Annotated in this window: 14 protein-coding genes and 1 tRNA gene; 11 read left to right on the forward strand and 4 right to left on the reverse strand. The window is 56.4% G+C overall.

All coding sequences use genetic code 11. The features are described 5' to 3' along the window. Nucleotides 1-104 precede the first annotated feature (104 nt). Nucleotides 105-2,429, forward strand: a complete 2,325-nt coding sequence (locus tag ACYVHC_RS05385; RefSeq protein ID WP_460612639.1) for a GAF domain-containing protein — start codon at nucleotides 105-107, stop codon at nucleotides 2,427-2,429. A gap of 63 nt (nucleotides 2,430-2,492) precedes the next feature. Here the strand turns inward: ACYVHC_RS05385 and ACYVHC_RS05390 are convergent, their stop codons facing one another. From ACYVHC_RS05390 to ACYVHC_RS05400, 3 genes are all read right to left on the reverse strand, one after another. Further along, nucleotides 2,493-3,170, reverse strand: coding sequence for a phosphatase PAP2 family protein (locus ACYVHC_RS05390; protein WP_460612640.1), 678 nt, complete (start codon nucleotides 3,168-3,170; stop codon nucleotides 2,493-2,495). A 236-nt stretch (nucleotides 3,171-3,406) separates the two neighbouring features. Then, a tRNA-Leu gene (locus tag ACYVHC_RS05395) sits at nucleotides 3,407-3,488 on the reverse strand. A gap of 131 nt (nucleotides 3,489-3,619) precedes the next feature. Beyond that, a complete protein-coding gene (locus ACYVHC_RS05400; RefSeq protein WP_460612641.1) occupies nucleotides 3,620-4,336 on the reverse strand; it encodes a phosphatase PAP2 family protein in 717 nt (238 codons plus the stop codon). Nucleotides 4,337-4,459: 123 nt separating this feature from the next. Here ACYVHC_RS05400 and ACYVHC_RS05405 point away from each other — a divergent pair, with 123 nt between their 5' ends. Both ACYVHC_RS05405 and ACYVHC_RS05410 read left to right on the forward strand, forming a co-directional pair. Further along, complete coding sequence (locus ACYVHC_RS05405; protein WP_460612642.1) at nucleotides 4,460-5,146, forward strand: class I SAM-dependent methyltransferase; 687 nt, start codon at nucleotides 4,460-4,462, stop codon at nucleotides 5,144-5,146. Nucleotides 5,147-5,254: 108 nt separating this feature from the next. Next, nucleotides 5,255-7,102, forward strand: a complete 1,848-nt coding sequence (locus tag ACYVHC_RS05410; protein WP_460612643.1) for a M61 family metallopeptidase — start codon at nucleotides 5,255-5,257, stop codon at nucleotides 7,100-7,102. A gap of 100 nt (nucleotides 7,103-7,202) precedes the next feature. On the opposite strand, the gene ACYVHC_RS05415 is transcribed toward ACYVHC_RS05410, so the two are convergent. Beyond that, nucleotides 7,203-7,856: a hypothetical protein gene (locus ACYVHC_RS05415; protein ID WP_460612644.1), complete on the reverse strand. Its 654-nt coding sequence runs from the start codon at nucleotides 7,854-7,856 to the stop codon at nucleotides 7,203-7,205. 121 nt (nucleotides 7,857-7,977) lie between these two features. On the opposite strand from ACYVHC_RS05415, the gene ACYVHC_RS05420 reads away from it, so the two are divergent. The 8 genes from ACYVHC_RS05420 to ACYVHC_RS05455 all read left to right on the forward strand — a co-directional run bounded on the left by ACYVHC_RS05420 (nucleotide 7,978) and on the right by ACYVHC_RS05455 (nucleotide 16,835). Then, nucleotides 7,978-8,547 carry a hypothetical protein gene (locus ACYVHC_RS05420; RefSeq protein ID WP_460612645.1) on the forward strand — a complete coding sequence of 190 codons (570 nt, stop codon included), beginning with the start codon at nucleotides 7,978-7,980 and terminating at the stop codon, nucleotides 8,545-8,547. 166 nt (nucleotides 8,548-8,713) lie between these two features. Further along, nucleotides 8,714-9,730: an MBL fold metallo-hydrolase gene (locus ACYVHC_RS05425; protein ID WP_460612646.1), complete on the forward strand. Its 1,017-nt coding sequence runs from the start codon at nucleotides 8,714-8,716 to the stop codon at nucleotides 9,728-9,730. A 197-nt stretch (nucleotides 9,731-9,927) separates the two neighbouring features. Then, on the forward strand, nucleotides 9,928-11,409 hold the full coding sequence (locus tag ACYVHC_RS05430; RefSeq protein ID WP_460612647.1) for a sodium:solute symporter: 1,482 nt from the start codon (nucleotides 9,928-9,930) through the stop codon (nucleotides 11,407-11,409). Between the two features lie 160 nt (nucleotides 11,410-11,569). After that, nucleotides 11,570-12,064: an energy transducer TonB gene (locus ACYVHC_RS05435; protein ID WP_460612648.1), complete on the forward strand. Its 495-nt coding sequence runs from the start codon at nucleotides 11,570-11,572 to the stop codon at nucleotides 12,062-12,064. A 116-nt stretch (nucleotides 12,065-12,180) separates the two neighbouring features. Then, nucleotides 12,181-14,007: an ABC transporter ATP-binding protein gene (locus ACYVHC_RS05440; RefSeq protein ID WP_460612649.1), complete on the forward strand. Its 1,827-nt coding sequence runs from the start codon at nucleotides 12,181-12,183 to the stop codon at nucleotides 14,005-14,007. Nucleotides 14,008-14,731: 724 nt separating this feature from the next. Next, nucleotides 14,732-15,265, forward strand: a complete 534-nt coding sequence (locus ACYVHC_RS05445; protein WP_460612650.1) for a YcxB family protein — start codon at nucleotides 14,732-14,734, stop codon at nucleotides 15,263-15,265. A gap of 18 nt (nucleotides 15,266-15,283) precedes the next feature. Beyond that, complete coding sequence (locus ACYVHC_RS05450; RefSeq protein ID WP_460612651.1) at nucleotides 15,284-15,838, forward strand: hypothetical protein; 555 nt, start codon at nucleotides 15,284-15,286, stop codon at nucleotides 15,836-15,838. A 103-nt stretch (nucleotides 15,839-15,941) separates the two neighbouring features. Continuing rightward, nucleotides 15,942-16,835 (forward strand): DUF2911 domain-containing protein, encoded by an 894-nt coding sequence (locus ACYVHC_RS05455; protein ID WP_460612652.1) that lies wholly within the window; start codon nucleotides 15,942-15,944, stop codon nucleotides 16,833-16,835. Nucleotides 16,836-16,943: the final 108 nt, after the last annotated feature.

A 16,943-nucleotide genomic window follows, 5' to 3' on the forward strand; every position in this document is an offset into this window, starting at 1 on the left:
ATGGCTTCCGGGTACGTCCGGATGCCCTTGATGGCCGTATAGTAGTTGTCTGCCTACTCTTGCTGCACGGTTGGTGTGTTGTGTGGGGGTAGTATTTTGATGTTATGCTGAAAGAACCTACTCCCCTTGTTTCGCCCACGTTTCCATTTAAAACCACGCTTAGCCTAGAGCCGCTAATTGCGTACTGGAAGGCGGGGGAAGTATCCTTGAATGCCGGAATTGCGCTGCTTTCGCGCTCCGTTGGCGAGCAGATTGCCGCCGCCGACTGGGTGCGCGGCCCCATCACCGACCTGAACTTGCTGGAGTGCCACTGCGACCTAGTAGAAACCCTGATGCTGGCCGTATTCCCGCCGGCCTCCTTCCCCACCGATATTTCCGGAGCCATTGCTCCTTTTGAGCGCCACAGCTTTTATCATACGCCTCGCTTTGCGGAGGTGCTGCTCAACGCGTCTAAATCCATAAAGCAGCCCCTGAATATCACCATGCGGACGTTGGATATGTACACCACCCGCATGGCGTACCAGCTGATTCTGGAGCAGATTTATGACGTGCGGCTGCCGCTGCAGGGCAATATCATTTTCACCGTTCCGGATTATAGCATTGGCCTGTACCGGCACTACGGCGTGGAGTTTAACTCCACTTTTGTAGAAATAAAGGTGCACGGCGACAAGCCCGAACTTACGCCCGAGCAGCTTGACTTGCTGGCTCGCAATCCGCACCGCGCCGATTTGTGGCAGCAATTGCTGCCTCCGCATCACTTTGAGCTCGAAGGCTTTAACATTCTGCACTTGGTTGATGTCACGGAGCAGGAAATTCTGTCGGAGCTGAAATACGATTTGTTGGAGCGCGACGTGCTGCAGGCTTCTGACCGCCTGGAGCAGATTCAGGAAAAGCTGCGCGTGCTGTTTGGGCGGCCGTTTTTGCAATTGGGCATTGCGGCCTTCGATGAAAAAAAGAAGGCCTTCGTCGACTTCGGCCGCAAAATCAACCACAGTTTCCTGACCAAACAGCTGCACAATCCCGATGCCAGCTCTGGTTTCCGCCAGATTTACAACCGCCTGTGGGATAACCGGCAGCCGCTGGTGCTGGAAGACGTGGAGAAAGCCGATATTCCGGAAGACCTGCGCGAGCAAATTCTGAGCCTAGGCATCCGCTCTGCTATTCTGGCCCTGCTGCCGTACGGCGACGATATTGTGGGCCTTCTGGAGCTGGGCTCACCGAATGTGGGCGACCTGAATGAGTTCAGCCTTGAAAACGTAAATCAGTTTGTGCCTTTGTTTGCGGTAGCGGTAAAGCGCAACGCCGAGGACATCCAGACGCGGGTGCAAGCTATTATTAAAGAGAAGTTTACGGCCATTCACCCCACCATGGAGTGGCGCTTTACGGATGCGGCCCAAAACCTGCTGCAAAAGCTGGAAGACGGCAACAAAAGCGCTGAAATGGAAGACATTGTGTTCCATGATGTGTACCCGCTTCATGGCTCCAGTGATATCCGGGCGAGCAGCACGGCGCGCAATGAGGCCATTCAGGGCGACTTGATTGAACACCTGACCCTAGCAGGCAAAGTGCTGCGCCGGGCCTCCGAGTTTCAGCAGCTGCCCATTCTGGATGAGCTCAAGTTCTACGTGAACAAAAACCTGCGCCGCCTGCGCCAGGGCATCCTGACGGGCGATGAAGTGAGCATTTTTGAGTCGCTGCGGACCGAAGTGGAGCCGCTGTTTGAGTACCTGAGCCAGAACACGCCGGAGCTGCGGCCCATCATCAGCCAGTACTGGGCCAACATCGATCCGGAGCTGGGCATTCTGTATAAGCGTCGCAAGGCCTTCGAGGAAACCACCACCATCCTTAATGATGCTGTCAGTAGCTACCTAGATGAGGAAGATGCCAAGGCCCAGGACATGTTTCCGCACTACTTCCAGCGGTTCAAGACCGATGGCGTAGAGCACAACATTTACGTGGGTGCTTCGCTGGTGGAAAACAAGCCGTTTGACCTGGTTTTCTTGAAAAACCTGCGGTTGTGGCAATTGCTGGTGATGGTGGAAATCACGCGTCGCACGGCAGCCCTGAAGCCTACACTGCCCGTGCCGCTCGAAATCACGCAGCTTATCCTGATTCATAGCCAACCCCTGAGCATTCGGTTTCGGCAGGATGAGCGCCAGTTTGATGTGGATGGCGCCTATAACATTCGCTACGAAATCATTAAAAAGCGCATTGACAAGGCCACGGTACTAGGCACCGGTGAGCGGCTAACCCAACCCGACCACATTGCCCTGGTGTACTCGCAGCAGCGCGAAGCCGATGAGTACATCGAGTACATCGATTACCTGCAGGACCGCGGCCTACTACTGCCCGACATTGAGGAGCTGGAGCTGGAAGAGCTACAGGGTGTGAAAGGTCTGTTGGCGCTACGCGTGAAGGTGAAATTGTAAGCAACTATAGGCATGTAGTTGCGCCTGATAGAGGCCTAGAAGACACAGCAGAACAGCTGCCTTCTAGGCCTCTATCAGTTCTTTTCTCTCCCGCCACCACAGGTGCAAACCTGCTCTCACCAGAATCAGCCAAACTAGCCCAATAGCGAAGCCGGCCAGCACATCGGTGATGTAATGCACGTGTAGGTAAACCCGCGTGAGACCAATGAGCAGGGCAAACAAGAGGAGCAGCGCGGCCCACACCGGATGGTGGCGGTGACGCCACAGCAGCCACGCCAGGCACCCATATAAGGCCACCCCAATCATGGCATGGCCGCTCGGAAAGCTTAGGCCCGATTGCAAAACCAAGGCCGTAGAAGGACGGGCACGCTGAAAATGCACCTTGAGCACTTGGTTGAGCAAGGAGGCCCCGCCCACGGCCAGCAACACCTCCAGCGCCTCACGCTTCAATCCGCGCCACCGCAGCAGTACCGGCAGTACTAGCCCTGTGGTGACTAGAAAAGGGAACGACGCAAAAAACGTAAGGCCATGCACGAAGCTAGTTAGGGTTGGCCATGAGGTGCGTATCCCATCCATCTGCTGGAACGCCCAAGCATCAAACTCCACGGAGCGCGCCCCAAATACTACCCGCGTGAGGTAAAAAAATAGCAGCGCTGAGGTCAGGAACACGCCCACGGCTACTGCGGCTTCTACGGTAAGCAAACTCAGCAATGCCAGCAAACGAGCGGTGAACGACTTCATGGAAGCACGCAATCAGTGAAGGGATATGCCGGTTTTTACGTGGGTTCGTTAGGTTTGCTTACCTAGTCTGTTCTGCTGCCTCAAATTAGTGTCTGCTTATCCACAGCTACTAGGTTAGTTATCCACGTAAACCCAGAACCCGGCCTATAGCTGACCACTAGGACTTTGCTTTCTCAGACGACCTAGGGAAACAAGTATAAACGAAAAAAGCCGATCCATTTCTGGATCGGCTTTCGTGCGCTCGGAGAGACTCGAACTCTCACACCTTTCGGAACTGCCGCCTGAAGACAGCGCGTCTACCAATTTCGCCACAAGCGCAGCACTTTTTATCAGCGGGCTGCCTTGCGGGGCCGTTTGATGCTGCAAAGATAGAAGGCTTTTTCGACCTGTGTCAAGCTTTGACTTAAAAAAAAGTCATAAAATAATTTCGAAAATAGTACGATTCTGCGCTATGTAGGCTGTTTTTCAGCTGATTGCATCTCGTTTTTAAAGCGTTTTTTTACCAGTATTTCTATGTGTTTCAGCATCGGAATAGCAATCAGCAACCAACTAACGCCCGCGGCAAAGCCGGCCAGCACATCGGTAGCGTAGTGCACCCGCAGGTACACCCGCGTTAGGCCAATAAGCAGAATCAGAAGTGCCAGCACGCTTACCAATGGGTAGCGCAGAGCCGGCCGGCGCACGTGCGTCCAGACGAGGTACATAAGCAGTCCGTAGAAGGAGGCCGATATCATGGCGTGCCCGCTCGGGAAGCTCAGGCCCGTAGCGGAGGTAAGCGGCAGCAGCGGCCGGGGCCGGTTATACACCTGCTTGAGCGCTACATTTAGAGTGATGCTGCCCAGGGCCACTACTGGTATCAGCAGGGAGTACCACCGGTGCCGGCGCATAAACAAAAACCACCCGACCAGCAGTAGCCCCGCCGCCGTAATGAAATTGCGCGAGGCCAGAAACGTGACCATTTCCACCCACTGTTGCCGCTCGGCCCCCAGCAGCTGCCTCGACCAGCGAAAGGCGTTGGCATCAAAGGTGGCCGCATCCTGGTCAAACACTTCGCGTCCCAGCGCCAGAAAGGCAATAACGCCCAGCGCCCCGAGAAACAGGGTGATGGCAAACTCCGTTGCAAACAGCAGAAACCCGGCCAGCAGCCGGCGCAGATGGTTTGTCATAACGAATCTATACGGCAGAAATGGCTGCAAGGCACAGCAATGGCCTGAACTTCCCTTCCCACTACCTTTACCGCCCTTCTTCGCAGCACTTTTGGCCCCTTTTCTGACCTAGTATGTTGCTGCATGCCTGCCCTTCCTGATTCCGGCTTTGATGTGGTAGCAGCGTTCTACGATCCGCTGGCTCGCCTGGTGTACGGCCGGGCACTCCAGCAGGCGCAGCAGGCTGCCCTGGACGCAGGCCTACCTTCCGGCAACCCGCACATCCTTATTATTGGGGGCGGCACGGGCTGGGTGCTGGGCGAAGTGTTGAGTCGCCAGCCGGCGGCCACGGTGCTGTACCTCGAAGCCTCCCCCCAAATGCTGGCCCGCAGCCGCCAGTGGCTGCAGCAGCATTTGCCACAGCACGCAGCCCAGGTAGAGTTTCGGCTGGGAACGGAAACTGCTTTGTCCTTTGATGAACAGTTTGATGCCGTGCTGACCTTTTTCTTTCTGGACTTATTTGAGCCCGTGCGGTTGCGTAGTATGGCAACTCGGCTCCGGGCAGCCTTAACTTCTCAGGGCACCTGGCTGCTAGCCGATTTTGCGGCGCCACGCACCTGGTGGCACCGTGGTTTGCTCGGGCTGATGTACGGTTTTTTTGGCCTTACTACCGGCATTAGTGCCCGCCAACGGCCGCCTATTGAAATCGAACTGGCGCGCCTCGGCCTGCAGCCGCACCCCGCAGGCTCCTTCTTCCGGAACATGGTAGAGGCAACGGTATGGCGGCTGGTTTCATCTGAAAGCTACTCCAGCGCTTCAGCGCAAGACTAGGTGCTTTCGAGCCCTAAACCGGCTTTATTCCAGCGCAACTATTGGTTTGCTCTGCCAACTCCTGTTAGGTTAGCAGTTCCTTTCCTTCTCTCCCCTATTTCTTTGCGTATGATGATGCGAAAATCTGCTGCGCTCCTGCTGCTGGCACTCCCTTTGGCACTGAGCCGGCCGGCTCAGGTGCAGGCCCAGGCACCGGTGCAATACAGCCTCGCTTTCCCGAATGCCCTGCACCATGAGGCGCGCATTACCGCCACGTTCCGGGAGCTGCCGGCCGGCCCGCTGCAGGTACGCATGGCACGCTCCTCGCCTGGCCGCTATGCCCTGCATGAGTTTGCCAAGAACGTGTACGACGTGCAAGCCACCGACTCGAAAGGCAAGCAGCTCTCCGTCACTAAACCCGACCCCTACGGCTGGGCCGTGGCGGGCCACGATGGCACCGTGATATTCACGTACACCCTGTTCGGCGACCGGACTGATGGCACCTACGCTGGTATTGATAGTCGCCACGCACACCTCAATATTCCTGCTACCCTAGCCTACGCCCAGGGCCTGGAGCAACGCCCTGCTGAGGTACAGTTTGCGCTGCCGCAGGGCTGGACGGTAGCCTCGCAGCTCCGCCCCGATGCCAGCGGCACTACCTGGCACGCCCCGCACCTGCAGTACCTTATGGACTCGCCTACTTCCCTAGGCCCGCAGCAGGTCCGAACCTGGAAAGAGCAAGGCAAAACCATTGAGCTACAGGTGCTGCACGATGGCACGCCCGCTGAGCTAGATGCCTACACCGAGCAAACCAAGAAAGTAGTAAAAGAAGCCGCCGCCATTTTCGGCGGACTGCCCGACTACGACTTCGGGCGTTACACCTTCGTGGCGAACTACCTGCCCCAAACCAGCGGCGACGGCATGGAGCACCGCAATTCCACCAGCCTCACCAGCAACCGCCCCCTACGCGGCCCCGGCGCCCTCGATAACCTGGGCACCGTGTCGCACGAGTTTTTCCACAGCTGGAATGTGGAGCGCCTCCGCCCGCAGGACCTCGAGCCATTTGATTTTCAGCGGGCCAACATGAGCAGCAACCTGTGGTTTGCGGAAGGCTTCACGCAGTACTACGGCGAGGTGCTACTACGCCGCGCTGGCGCCTACACTGATGAGCAATACTGCCAGGAAGCCCTAAGCGGCATTGTAGATGCCATGCTCACCATGCCCGGCCCCAAGCGCTACTCACCGGTGCACATGAGCCAACAGGCCCCTTTTGTAGACGCCGCCGCCGCCATCGACCCCAACAACCGCTCGAATACGTATTTGAGCTATTACTATATCGGGGCGGGCAATGCGTTGGCGCTTGATCTGCTGCTGCGGCAGCGCTATAAAACCGACCTCGATACCTACATGCGCACACTTTGGAAGCAGCACGGCCAGCAGCAGGGCTACGCTCCGGCCAAGCCCTACACGCTCCCGGACCTGCAGCGCGTGCTGGGCGAGGTAGCCAAGGATACAGCCTTTGCCGGTCAGTTCTTCCGCCAGCACATCACGGGCCATGAGGTGCACAACTATGAGCAACTGCTGGCACCCGCTGGGTTGCTAGTACGCCGGGCCCATGCCGGCCAGGCTACCTTGGAGGCCCGTCTGCAGTTCAACCCCGATAGCACCGCCACGCTAGGCTCCACTTTGCTTGAAAGCCCCTTTTACCAAGCCGGCCTCGACCGGGAAGATGTGGTGCTGAAGATGGATGGCAAAAAGCCCATCAATGCCAAGGAAGTGCAGAAATTTCTGGCAGCCCACAAGCCCGGCGACATAATTCAGGTAGAAGTGAAGGCCCGAGACGGCGTACGGACAGTGCCCGTTACGCTCCAAGAAAACTCAGACTTAGAAGTAGTGCCGTATGAAAAAGCCGAGCGCCCCCTAACCAAAGCACAGAAGAAATTCCGGGCTGAGTGGCTAGGCAGCAAAGCCAAGTAACGTCTCCTTTATTATCTGCACCAAACCCGCTAGGTAGCTCCCAACCCTGAACCGTTGGCACAGCTGCTTGGCGGGTTTAGTGCGTTTTTAGGGCTAGTACTTACTCGCCTGTGTAAAACCGAAGCACCAATAGCAGCACAAAGCAACTAGCGCCCAGCACCAAAATACGCAGGCCGTGGGCACGATCCTGGGGCCGAAAGGCCTGCACCTGCTGCCCATTGGGGAGCTGCTTTTTGTGCGAATACAGATGCCACCCAATAAACACGGCCACCAGTCCACCCAGCAACGCCATGGCGTAGCCAAAGAAAATCCAGGCCTTCTGGCTGGGTTCGGGTTGGGCTAAGTCGGTGAGGCGCTGGTGGTGGAGCCGCTCCGTGAGGGCCGGGCTTACCTCTTGACCACGCTGGCGCAAAATGCGGCGTGCCAGGGCCACATCAAAGCTGCTCCACTCATCGGCTTTCAGCAGAATATCCAGCAGCTCATCATCTGAGAAGCTAAACAGATAGTGGTCGGTGGGGGCGGCGGCGCTGAGTTGCTCGTCGGTGGTGCGCTCTAGGTCTCGCGCCGCCTCAAAGTCGGCGGGCCGCAGCTTCACTAGAAAATAAGAGTTGGTAGGGTTAAACGCAAAGCTGGGGTCGATGCGGGGCTGATCGAGCTTGGTTTCATACTCGATACCATGCTCGTGCAAAAGTTGCAGCAGCGGCTGCGCTACCTCTACATTCGGAAAGCGCTGATACGTTTGGAATTCGGACATAGACTCTGGTATAACCTTGCCGTGAAGTTGGCTGTTTTTCCTGGGTCGGGCACGCAAGCGGCTTGCCGGGCGTTTCGTACCTTAGGCGGCAGGTTTACTAACTGCCGCGGCCGTTTTCTCTATGCTTCGATTTGTTTTTCTTCTTACCTCCGGCCTGCTGATGGGCGTAGCGGCCCAGGCTCAAGTAGAGCCCCAGCCCACGCCTCGCCTCGGGTTCCGGCCGTCTTATAGCCTCAACGCGGGGGCCATGTTTGCGGGCCGGTATGGTTCGGCTAGCTACCTCAGTCCTACGGTATCGGTGCCGCTTACACAGCGTTTTTCAGTATTTGGCGGCGTTACGTATCTGCGTACCATGCCCGGCCTTGGCTATGCGCCAGCCGGTGAAGCAGGCCGCGTGGCAACCTCAGGCACCAACCGGTACCTCATTCAGGGCGGCGGCCAGTATGCCCTTTCGCCGCGCTTACTGTTGACGGGCTCTGCCTGGAAAGACCTGACGCCTACCTCTGGTTTGCAGGTAAACCCCTACGCCGGCTTCGGCGGTAACACGGGCTCCGGCGTGAACCTGCGCGCCGACTACCACATCACCGAAAACTTCTCGGTATCAGGCGGGGTTCGGGTCAGCAATGGGGCTAGCACTTACCCTGGTGCCTACACGCCGCTCTATGGGCCCGGCATGCCCTTCGGCTACTAGCCTACAGTTTGGGTTAAACCACTAGCTAGCAAAACGCCCTCCGGCCGCAGCAACGAACACCTTTGCGGTGCAGTTGCTGCAGCCGGAGGGCGTTTTGCGACGTAGCCAATGCGCAGGTTTTATTGTTTCTTTGGTTTCGTACCTGTTTACTTCTGATCCGCGCCGCATGGCTTCTGCTCCCCGCTTCGTTCGCAACCCGCAGCTGAACACTATCAAGCCCAACTATCCGGGCAACAAGATGATTGGGCGCCAGTACTGCAACGGCGAGGAATTATATGAGCCTAGCTTCAACACTGTACTCAAGTGGCAGCTGAGCAAAAATCCGCAGAAGGAGGAAAAGAAGGCCGATACGTGGGTGCCGGAGGTAGTAGACTGCACTGCCTTCCTGAAAAGCCAGGAAGAAGGCCTCGTGTGGCTGGGGCATGCCACCTTTCTGTTGCGCGTGGCCGGCACCACCCTCCTCTTCGACCCCTTGCTGTTTTCCTCCTTTGGGTTGCGCCGCCGCCATGCCCTACCCTGCCGGCCCGATGACCTCCAGAACGTGGACCTGCTGCTACTGAGCCACGGCCACCGCGACCATCTGGATGAGAAATCGGTGAAGCTACTGGCCCAGCAGAATCCGCAGATGCGTGCGTTTGGGCCGCTGGGCATGGCTGGGCTGGTACGAGGTATGGCCCCGGCGCTGCCGGTGCAGGAGGCCGGCTGGTGGCAGCAGTTCGATTTGGGTCCCGACGCGGCCTTCGAGCTGTTTTACTTGCCCGCTTCTCATTGGCACCGTCGCGGCCTCGCTGACCTGAACCAGGTATTGTGGGGCAGTTTCCTGATCCGGACTACTGATGGCCGCACCATCTACTTCGCCGGCGACACCTCTATGCACAGCCACTTCGAGGAAATTGAGAAGCAGTTTGGCCCCCTAGATATTGCCCTGATGCCCATTGGTGCCTACAAGCCGCCCTACATGATGCAGATGAGCCACGTGAACCCGCATGAGGCGGCCAAAGCCGTGAACCTGCTGCGGGCCGGCCATATAGTGCCCATGCACTACGGCACCTTCGATTTGTCTGATGAGCCAGCCTCGGAGCCTTTGCGCGAGCTCAAGATGGTAGCACACGGCCAAATGCTACGCGGCGAGCTGCACATGCCGGCCGTAGGTGAGGTGCTACGCTGGCCCGAGTGGGAATAACCCATCCGCAGGTAGCGGTTGTGGTGAGTGGCGGGCGGCCCAAGTGGGTCGTTAGTTATCGGCAAAGGGTTTCTAATAGTCACATGCCGGTTGTTGGCGGCTAGTTGGTAGCTTTGGTGTTTTATACTTCCGACTGCCGCCCGGCCTGCTAGCCTCTACTTGTCTGGCAACCGGCAACACATTCCTGGCAACACCCCATGTCTCCTACCCTCGTTCTGAGTCTGATTGCCGGCTACTTTGTCGTGCTGATCATCATTGCCTACCTCACCTCGCGCAAGGCAACCAGCGAATCGTTTTTCATTGCCAACCGCAATGCGCCGTGGTACATGGTGGCGTTTGCCATGATTGGCACCTCGCTTTCGGGCGTCACGTTCATCTCCATTCCGGGCATGGTAGCCTCCCAGAGCTGGAGCTACATGGCTGTGGTACTAGGCTACACGGTGGGGTATGTGGTAATTGGCACTGTGCTCATGCCCTTATACTACCGCATGCGGCTGGTAAGTATTTACACGTATCTGGAGCAGCGGTTCGGGTTTTGGAGCTACAAAACCGGAGCCCTGTTCTTTCTGATTTCCCGGGCAGTAGGCGCAGCATTCCGCTTGTTTCTGGTGGCGGGCGTGTTGCAGTTTGCCGTGTTCGATCAGCTAGGGGTGCCGTTTGCCCTAACCGTTACGGTCAGCATCTTCCTGATATACCTCTACACCTTTCGTGGCGGCCTCAAAACCATTCTCTGGACCGATACTTTCCAGACAATGGCCATGCTGGTGTGCGTGGGTGTGAGCATTTACCTGATGGCCGATGAGCTAAACCTGGGCTTTGCCGGGCTGGTGAAAACGGTGAAGGAAAGCACCATGTCGCAGATCTATTTCTCAGACCCCAAAGACGACAAATTCTTTTGGAAGCAGTTTGCCTCGGGCGCCTTCATCACCATTGTTATGACGGGCCTCGATCAGGATTTGATGCAGAAGAACCTGAGCTGCCGCAACCTCCAGGATGCCCAGAAAAACATGTTCTGGTTTACCATTGCTATTGTGCTGGTCAACGTGTTCTTCCTGTCGTTGGGGGTGCTGCTGTATCAGTTTGCAGCTGCCAAGGGCATTACCCTACCCACCAACCCGAGTACCGGCGCCGTCATCGGCGACAACGTGTTTCCGCTGCTGGCCACCAACCACTTCACCTTGTTTGCGGGCATCGTGTTTATCCTGGGCATCATTGCTGTTACCTACGCCTCCGCCGACTCGGCCCTGACGGCGCTTACTACCTCCTTTTGCGTAGATATGCTCGTGATTGGCCAGTACCCGGAAGCCCAGCAGAAGCGTTTGCGCCAACTCACGCACTTTGGGTTCTCCATCGTATTGATTGTTATCATTCTGATTTTCAGAGCTATCAACGACCAAAGCGTCATTACCTCCGTGTTTAAGGCAGCGGGCTATACGTATGGGCCGCTGCTGGGGCTGTACTCGTTCGGCATTTTCACTAGCCGCGGCTTGCACGATAAGCTGGTGCTGCCCGTCTGCATTGTCACGCCGCTGCTCACCTGGTTTATAAACTCTAACTCCGAAAGCTGGTGGGGCTATAAGTTTGGGTTTGAGATTCTGATTCTGAATGGGTTACTTACCTTCCTAGGCCTGCTGATAATTTCGCGTCCGCGCAACCTCGAATTGAACCCTGTGGCGTAGGGGTTGTTTAGAGAGGCGTACCTTTGCCGGTATCGGTGCCAGCAGTTGCGCAGGCCTCGCCGCTTTAAGCGGCCTCAGGGCCTAGTAGTTTCTGGTTACTTTCTTACAAGATGTCCGTTTAGAAGGCTTCTTGGCCCCACGCTCTCTAACACCATCTCCTATGAAACAGGTCTTCTTACTTTTGCTGCTCGCTTCTGCGGCAGGTGCAACCCAGGCCCAGACAACCTCGGGCTCCACGGCCGCTGGCACGGCTAAGCAGCCTATTGAGCTGCAGCCCCGCCGCATGCAGGCGCAAGCCAAGCCCGCGCTCAACCGCCCTGATGCGCCTCCGCAGTTTCCGGGGGGTGCTCAGGGGTTGAATTCTTTTTTTGAGCAGAATTTAAAGTATCCGGAGGCGGCCAGCGTCAAGCAAATCAGTGGCACGGTGGTTATGACGTTTACGGTAGAGGCTGATGGCCACCTGACCAACCCCTCGGTCGTGCAACCCCTCTCCCCGGAGTGCGATACGGAAGCCCTGCGGGTACTTGGCCAGATGCCTAACTGGAAGCCTGCTACCCGCAAAGGCCAGCCCATTGCCACCCAGGTCCGCATTCCAATTCCCTTCGGCAATTCCCAGGATTTGAAAGTAGAGCAGGGAAAGCCGAAATTTGAGTAATATACGTTAAGACATGAGAACTGAGCCGTAAGTCCTGAAACTTGTATCGGGAGCGTTTCCAACGCGCCAGAGCAGGTTTCAGAGCTTACGGCTCAGTTCTCACTTCTATTTCCCTAATGGCCCGAAGTGGACTGAATACAAGTGGTAACGGCAGCGCGCCGGAGCCCGAAAAAAAGAAGCTTACCAAAGAGAGTTTTCGGCGGGGTCTGCGGATTTTCCGCTTCACGCTGCCCTATCGGACCAAGTTTACTATTGGCCTGGTGCTGCTCACGCTTTCCAGCGCCACCACCATGGCCTTCCCCTGGATTATCGGCAAGCTGGCTGATACGGCTAGTGGCCACCCGGTGATACTGCCCAACGGCGCCATTCTGACCATTAACCAGATTGCGGCTGGCTTTTTTGCCGTTATTCTGGCGCAGGGTCTGCTTTCCTTTGGCCGTATCTGGCTATTCACGCAGGTCAGCGAGTTCACGGTGCGCGACATTCGGCAGGCACTGTATCAGAAGTTTGTTTCGCTGCCGATTCCGTACTTCGAGAAAAACCGGGTCGGCGCTATCACGTCGCGCATCACGTCCGATGTCGGCATTATTCAGGATTCGTTTTCACTGACACTGGCGGAGCTGTTTCGGCAAGTAATGACCCTAGTAGCCGGCATCGTGTTTATCATGATCGTGTCGGTAAAACTCTCGATGTTCATGCTGCTCACCTTCCCGCCTATTGTGGTGTTGGCCATGGTGTTCGGCAAAAAAATCAGGGTGCTGGCCAAAACCACCCAAGACGAGCTGGCCAAAACCAACGTCATCGTAGAGGAAACGCTGCAGGGCATCAACACGGTAAAAGCATTTACCAACGAGCAATTTGAAACGGAGCGCTATACCACCTCGCTTACCAAAACCGTGCGGGCCGCGCTGAAAAGCAACCTGTACCGGGGCGGCTTTGTGTCGTTCGTGATTATTGGTTTGTTTGGTGGCATTGTGCTGGTGTTATGGCGGGCCGCAACGTTGGTACAATCGGGCCAGATGACCATCGGCGACCTGACGCAGTTTGCCTTGTACACCATCTTTATTGGCGCTTCCGTGGCGGGCCTGGGCGAGCTGTTTGGCAAGATCCAAAGTACGCTGGGTGCTTCTGAGCGGATTCTGGAAATTCTGGATGAGCCAACGGAGCCCACGCACCTAGCGGGTGCGGCCCCCATTCAGGTGCGCGGCGACATCGAGTACCAGCACGTGGCATTCCGCTACCCCACCCGCCCCGACCTAACCGTGCTGAAGGATATCAACTTCATCATTCAGGCCGGCGAGAAGATTGCGCTGGTGGGCCCCTCGGGCGCAGGCAAATCCACGATTGTGCAGCTGCTGATGCAGTTTTATGCCCTGAGCAGCGGCCAGATTACGATTGACGGACGCCAAATCACCGAGTATGACCTCACGGAGCTGCGCCGCCACATTGGCATTGTGCCCCAGGAAACCATCCTATTCGGCGGCTCTATCCGGGAGAACATTGCCTATGGCAAGACCTCGGCCTCCGATGAGGAAATCATTCAGGCGGCCCGCAAGGCCAACGCTTGGCAGTTCATTTCGTCGTTTCCGGAAGGGCTTGACACGTTGGTGGGCGAGCGAGGCATCAAGCTCTCAGGCGGGCAGCGCCAACGTATTGCCATTGCCCGCGCCATCCTGAAAAACCCGGCTATTCTCATCCTCGATGAGGCCACGTCTTCGCTGGATAGTGAAAGCGAGAAGCTGGTGCAGGGCGCCATGGATGAGCTCATGCTCGACCGGACCAGCATCATCATTGCCCACCGCCTCAGCACCATCCGCAAAGTCGATAAGATTCTGGTTATTGACGGCGGCCGAATTGTGGAGCAAGGCACCCACGAGGAACTGGCCCACAGCGACAATGGTCTGTACGCCAATCTGCTAAAGCTACAGTTTGAGCTGAGCTAACACCTAGCGTTTTCTATGTACTTTGAAAGGGCGAAGCAGTGCTTTGCCCTTTTTCTATTCTCTTATATTCAGCTATGTATATTGAACAATCAGTATCCGTATCATTATGATGCGCAACCGATATACAGCGAGGTTACCTCGAATTGAGTTGCTCAGACCGGAGCTAGGAGTATGGGGCGGTATACTGCTGCTATTTACTGCCTTTTTTCTGCCTTCCGCTAGGTTTTCACCCGCGTTGCCCCGCGTGCAGCTGCCTAGCAATAGCAACGTATGCTGGAAAGTCCCACCAACACAAGTTACTTTCTCACTGGATGCTGAGAGGCGTTTGTACATGCACACCAGCACACCAGAGCTACAGACCAAAGCTATTGAGCTACTAGCCCAATGGCACGGCCTGCAACTATCGACCGCTCAACGTTTGGAGGTAGAGCGTATGCCTTATCTAAGCGTTGATGTACGGCAACTCCCGGCTTGGCTACACGCGCCCTTACGGGAGCGGCAGTTATTCGCACAAGGCATTCCTTACTCTGCTGCTGACAACCAGTTGGCAACGTTACTGCAGGCTGCTAATCAGGCCGCACTTACCATGCATAGGCACCGAGCTATTGTGTGTTTGCGGCTCGACCAGCGGCTACCAGCACCGTGGTTATGCCCTTTCTGCAGCAATTACAGACGTTGGGCGTGAACCGATTTACCATAATAACTGAGCAGGAATAACTTCCCGATGACTGAACTCCTTATTCCCGCTACTGCGCCTACTTTCTCTGAGTACCAAACCATTCATCAGCTTCAGCAAGAAAAATGGCACCCGGCAAACCCTAACCGAAGACCTAACACCTCCGATTCCTTTCGAAATAAGGTAAAGTTCTGGCTGGCTTCTGTCACAGCGGGCGGGGCATTGAGCTATAGTTTCGGCAACGGGAAGTTTTTGGGCTGGATGATGGTTGCGACCTTGTTTACCGGCCTTAGCCTCCTGTACCAGTGGTGGGAATACCACCGAGCCTACCGTACCTATGCCGCCAAGCCAAAGCCAACTGCCTTTACGCTCACAGCGGAGGGAGTGCGAGTAGAAGCACAGAGCGGCGTACAATATTATCGGTGGGAGTCCTTCTACCGGGTCCAGCAGATACAGGACTGGATCCTGTTCTACACCTCCGTGGAAGACTGCTACTACCTGGATTTGCGTCAAGTTCAGCTCCCTACTACCCCACAAGACGTGCTGAACCTGCTGCCGCTTCGCGAAGTTGCCGTGGCGTAAGCTACTTTCGCTGGAACTATGACTGCTTCTGACTTATCCGGGCTCGTGTTGCCGCTCCGGCTGCCTGGCGTACACTTGTCGGCGGAAGAATACGTGCGACTGAACTTCCGGCTCTGGCGTGCACAACCCAAAACCCGTATCAACCAATGGCTATTAGGGGCGGCTGTGCTGCTGCTAGCCGTGAGTGTGGGCCTAGATTTGTGGCAACACGGCCGCCTGCTACGCCCCTCAACGCTGGCGTTTCTGGGCGTGGCGGTGGCGTATGCGCTGTTTCGGGCGGGGCTGGTGCGCTACCAGTTGCGCCGCGCCTACGCTCAGAACGCCTCCATGCAAAACCCCATTGATTTCGAACTGACGGCAGAGGGGTTGCGCGGCACTAGCAGCCTAGGGAATTTCACGAGCCGCTGGCCGCAGCTGCGGCGCGCCGTGTGGGTGCGGCCCGAGTGGCTGCTGCTTTACCCCTCCGAGGCGGCTTGTTACTACCTCGATCTGCGCTGTCTACAGGCACCTGCTACCCCTGCCGACATTGAAAAGCTGCTCACCCGCCAGCAGGTACCACAGTTGAACGGCTAAAGCATAATTCCGCACGTTAGCATTCAGCTAAATTCCTGAGCCATGTGCGGGTTTTAGCTATTTTTACAGCGTAATACATTCTCTCACCTGTCTTCTTTGTGTCATGATAACTTCAACTTTCCTGAAGTCTGCTTCCCGTGCTGCTGGCACCACGCTGTTTGTTGGCGGCCTGCTAGCGGCTGGCTCGGCGCACGCCCAGATCAACACGCCCGCGGCTAGCCCCAAAAGCACTATTCAGCAGCGCGTTGGCCTTACCGATGTAACCATTGTGTACTCGCGCCCTAGCCTGAAGGGCCGCACGGCGTTTGGCTCGGTGGTACCGTTTGCCAAGCGCTGGCGCACGGGCGCCAATGCCACTACCTCCATTAAGTTCTCGGACGACGTAACGGTGGAAGGCAAAAAAGTACCGGCCGGCGAGTATGGCATCTACACCATCCCGAATAAAACGGAGTGGATTGTGGTACTGAACAAGAATACCAAAGCCGGCGCGAACGTCGATGCCTTCAAGGACGACGAAGACGTAGCCCGCTTCACCGTGAAAAGCTACAAGCTGCCCGCCAAGGTGGAAAGCTTCAGCATCAACTTCACTGACCTCACGCCGGCTACCGCCAACGTGGATATGCAGTGGGAGCTGACCGGCGTTAAGTTTAAGATTGCCTCCGATGTGGAAACCAAAGTAATGGCCCAGATTGAGGAGAAAGTAACCAAGAACGCCACGCCTTCAGCTAACGACCTGGCAGCCGCCGCTGTGTATTACTACGACAGCAACAAGGACGCCAAGCAGGCCCTGGAGTGGATGCAGAAAGCCAATGAGAAAGATCCTAAGTTCTGGAACGTGCACACGGAAGCCAAAATCCGCATGAAGATGAAGGATTACAAAGGCACCGTTACGGCCGCTGAACAGTCGCGTAAGCTGGCGCTGGAAGCCAAGAATGCCGACTACGTGAAGATGAACGAAGACCTGATTATGGAGGCTAAGAAAGTAGGTAAGCTGTAAGCTACTACCCCTGCCTAAGCTCACAAGCGCCCCGGATTTCATCTGAAGTCCGGGGCACTTTTGTGTAAAAACGGTTGGTGCCCTATAACACCCTAGGAAAGTGCTGGC

This window comes from Hymenobacter seoulensis, from assembly GCF_054780535.1.

Bases quoted from the DNA above. Each gene is read 5' to 3' on its own strand.
- ACYVHC_RS05430 (WP_460612647.1), top strand. From the start codon at position 9,928: ATGTCTCCTACCCTCGTTCTGAGTCTGATTGCCGGCTACTTTGTCGTG.
- ACYVHC_RS05415 (WP_460612644.1), bottom strand. From the start codon at position 7,856: ATGTCCGAATTCCAAACGTATCAGCGCTTTCCGAATGTAGAGGTAGCG.
- ACYVHC_RS05385 (WP_460612639.1), top strand. From the start codon at position 105: ATGCTGAAAGAACCTACTCCCCTTGTTTCGCCCACGTTTCCATTTAAA.
- ACYVHC_RS05440 (WP_460612649.1), top strand. From the start codon at position 12,181: ATGGCCCGAAGTGGACTGAATACAAGTGGTAACGGCAGCGCGCCGGAG.
- ACYVHC_RS05420 (WP_460612645.1), top strand. From the start codon at position 7,978: ATGCTTCGATTTGTTTTTCTTCTTACCTCCGGCCTGCTGATGGGCGTA.
- ACYVHC_RS05400 (WP_460612641.1), bottom strand. From the start codon at position 4,336: ATGACAAACCATCTGCGCCGGCTGCTGGCCGGGTTTCTGCTGTTTGCA.
- ACYVHC_RS05425 (WP_460612646.1), top strand. From the start codon at position 8,714: ATGGCTTCTGCTCCCCGCTTCGTTCGCAACCCGCAGCTGAACACTATC.
- ACYVHC_RS05445 (WP_460612650.1), top strand. From the start codon at position 14,732: ATGACTGAACTCCTTATTCCCGCTACTGCGCCTACTTTCTCTGAGTAC.
- ACYVHC_RS05435 (WP_460612648.1), top strand. From the start codon at position 11,570: ATGAAACAGGTCTTCTTACTTTTGCTGCTCGCTTCTGCGGCAGGTGCA.
- ACYVHC_RS05455 (WP_460612652.1), top strand. From the start codon at position 15,942: ATGATAACTTCAACTTTCCTGAAGTCTGCTTCCCGTGCTGCTGGCACC.
- ACYVHC_RS05390 (WP_460612640.1), bottom strand. From the start codon at position 3,170: ATGAAGTCGTTCACCGCTCGTTTGCTGGCATTGCTGAGTTTGCTTACC.
- ACYVHC_RS05450 (WP_460612651.1), top strand. From the start codon at position 15,284: ATGACTGCTTCTGACTTATCCGGGCTCGTGTTGCCGCTCCGGCTGCCT.
- ACYVHC_RS05410 (WP_460612643.1), top strand. From the start codon at position 5,255: ATGATGATGCGAAAATCTGCTGCGCTCCTGCTGCTGGCACTCCCTTTG.
- ACYVHC_RS05405 (WP_460612642.1), top strand. From the start codon at position 4,460: ATGCCTGCCCTTCCTGATTCCGGCTTTGATGTGGTAGCAGCGTTCTAC.